Annotated in this window: 2 protein-coding genes; one reads left to right on the top strand and one right to left on the bottom strand. The window is 64.1% G+C overall.

Translation table 11 applies throughout. From position 1 onward, the window contains the following. Positions 1 to 1,106 (bottom strand): Hsp70 family protein (locus tag WAO18_RS25260; protein WP_422208958.1); only part of this gene is annotated, 1,106 nt, incomplete at its 3' end. A gap of 262 nt (positions 1,107 to 1,368) precedes the next feature. Between WAO18_RS25260 and WAO18_RS25255 the strand changes: the two genes are divergently transcribed. Continuing rightward, on the top strand, positions 1,369 to 2,844 hold the full coding sequence (locus WAO18_RS25255) for an amino acid permease (protein ID WP_422208957.1): 1,476 nt from the start codon (positions 1,369 to 1,371) through the stop codon (positions 2,842 to 2,844). Positions 2,845 to 2,995: the final 151 nt, after the last annotated feature.

The following is a 2,995-nucleotide window of genomic DNA, read 5'->3' as shown; positions in this document are numbered from 1 at the left end:
GTGACGTCAAGCAGCAGAACGTCTTTCACCTCACCCTTGAGCACACCCGCCTGCAGAGCCGCGCCGACGGCGACGACCTCGTCGGGGTTGACGCCCTTGTTGGGCTCCTTGCCGCCGGTCATCTCCTTGACGAGATCCGACACCGCGGGCATACGGGTGGAACCACCCACCAGCACCACGTGGTCGATCTCCGACACCGCGATACCGGCGTCCTTGATCACCGACTGGAACGGCTGACGCGTGCGGTCGAGCAGATCCTGCGTGATCTTCTGGAACTCGGCGCGGGTCAGCTGCTCGTCGAGGAACAGCGGGTTCTTGTCGGCGTCAACGGTGATGTAGGGCAAGTTGATCGAGGTGCCCTGACTCGAGCTCAGTTCGATCTTGGCCTTCTCGGCCGCTTCACGCAGCCGCTGCATGGCCATCTTGTCCTTGGTCAGGTCGATGCCCGCACTGCCCTTGAACTTGTCGACCAGCCAGGTGACGATGCGGTCGTCCCAGTCGTCACCACCGAGGTGGTTGTCACCGGAGGTCGCGCGGACCTCCACGACACCGTCGCCGATCTCCAGCAACGACACGTCGAAGGTGCCGCCACCGAGGTCGAAGACGAGGATGGTCTGTTCCTTCTCGCCCTTGTCGAGCCCGTAAGCCAGTGCGGCCGCGGTCGGCTCGTTGACGATCCGCAGCACGTTCAGACCGGCGATCTGGCCGGCCTCCTTGGTGGCCTGACGCTGGGCGTCGTTGAAGTACGCGGGCACGGTGATGACCGCGTCGGCGATGTCCTCGCCGAGGTAGCTTTCGGCGTCGCGCTTCAGCTTCTGCAAGATGCGGGCGCTGATCTCCTGCGCGGTGTAGTTCTTTCCGTCGATCTCAACGGACCAATCGGTGCCCATGTGCCGCTTGACCGAACGAATGGTCCGGTCGACGTTGGTCACCGCCTGGTTTTTGGCAGGCTGGCCGACCAGCACTTCGCCGTTGCGCGCGAACGCCACGACGGATGGAGTCGTCCTTGCGCCCTCTGAGTTGGCGACGACGACGGGGTCGCCACCCTCGAGAACTGCAACGACGGAGTTGGTGGTCCCGAGGTCGATACCGACCGCACGAGCCATAGTGGATCCTCCCTGATAATCGAGCTTCGTATGCACTACGCTGCTGAGTGAACCGCGCTCAAGATTGCCTCCAACAGCGTGCCGCTGTCAAGCCAGGGTTGAGTCTGTATCACTCAAGGTTGTCAAAGAGCTCAACGAGGTCGACCGAGAGTTTGTTCCCCATCTGTTGAGGCGGACATCACACCGTGGGATAGTTTCGCAATCCAGCCCCTAAGCGGTCGTGCCCGGCGCCGCAGTGTTGCCCCACGACGATAGGAACGCGATGCCACCGCCGCCCAGCACGCCCGGCCCCGCTGCGGCCGAAACGGACGTGTTCGCCCGCGAAGACGCGGGCTACCACCACGACCTCAACAACCGGCAGATGCAGATGATCGCCATCGGCGGCGCCATCGGGACCGGGCTGTTCATGGGCGCAGGAGCACGGCTCGCCTCCGCAGGGCCGGGCCTGTTCCTGATCTACGGGATCTGCGGCGCCTTCGTGTTCTTGATCCTGCGCGCTCTCGGCGAGCTGGTGCTGCATCGCCCGGCAACGGGCTCGTTCGTCTCGTATGCCCGCGAGTTCTTCGGGGAGAAAGCGGCTTTCGTTGCGGGTTGGATGTACTTCCTGAACTGGGCGATGGCGGCCATCGTGGACAGCACCGCAATCGCGAGCTACTTCCACTATTGGACGGCGTTCCAGGCGGTCCCGCAGTGGACGCTGGCACTGGTCGCGCTGGTGGCGGTGGTGTCGGTGAATCTGATCTCGGTCAAGGCCTTCGGCGAGTTCGAGTTCTGGGCGGCGCTGATCAAAGTGCTGGCCCTGATTACTTTTCTGGTGGTCGGAATCGTCTTTCTGGCCGGCCGCTTCAAGATCCAGGGCCACACCACCGGACCCAGCTTGTGGGCCCAACACGGCGGGTTCCTGCCGACCGGCCTGCTGCCGCTGGTGCTCGTCACCTCCGGGGTGATATTTGCTTACGCCGCAGTCGAACTGGTCGGCACCGCGGCCGGGGAAACCGCCGACCCGGAAAAGGTCATGCCACGAGCGATCAACTCGGTGATCGCCCGAATCGCGGTCTTCTACTGCGGATCGGTCCTCCTGCTGGCATTGCTGCTCCCCTACACCACGTATAAACACGGCGAGAGCCCGTTCGTCACCTTCTTCTCGCACATCGGCTTCAGCGGCGCCGGCTCGCTGATGAACGCAGTGGTCCTCACCGCCGCGTTCTCCAGCCTGAACGCCGGACTGTATTCCACCGGCCGAATTCTGCGGTCGATGTCGGTGAACGGCAGCGGCCCGAAGTTCACCGGCCTGATGTCAAAAAACGGTGTGCCGTACGGCGGGATCCTGCTGACCGCCGCGATCGGGCTGTTCGGCGTCGTGCTCAACGCGGTCAAACCGAGCCAGGCCTTCGAGATCGTGCTCAACATCGCCGCGGTGGGTGTGCTGGCCGCCTGGGCGACCATTGTGCTCTGCCAACTCCGGTTTTACAGCAAGGTGAAGGCCGGAACGTTGCAGCGGCCACACTTCCGAATGCCGTTCGCCCCGTACAGCGGCTATGTCACGCTGGCCTTCCTGGCGGGCGTGCTGGTGCTGATGGCGCTCGATCCGGAGAAGGGGCCCTGGGTCATCGCGGCACTGGCGGCTGCCGTACCCGGCTTGATCGGCGGCTGGTTTCTGGTTCGTAATCGCGTTACGGCAGCGGCCGCCGCAGTTGTCGACCACACCAGCGATGTGCCGGATCTAGCGCCTGATTAACAGAGCAACCGCTCTGTTATTGTTTCTGGATGCCCCGCCCTCGCGTCTACGATCCGGACCGGGTGCTGGACGCCGTCGAGACGTTGGCGGTGGCATCCGGGCCCGCCGCGGTCACCATCCGTGCGATCAGCGCGACCGTCGGCCTGTCCAA

The sequence above is a fragment of the Mycobacterium sp. genome (assembly GCF_049278535.1).
GTDB lineage: Bacteria > Actinomycetota > Actinomycetes > Mycobacteriales > Mycobacteriaceae > Mycobacterium.
Note: the sequence above shows the minus strand (reverse complement) of the source record. Positions and strands in the feature narration are given on the sequence as shown.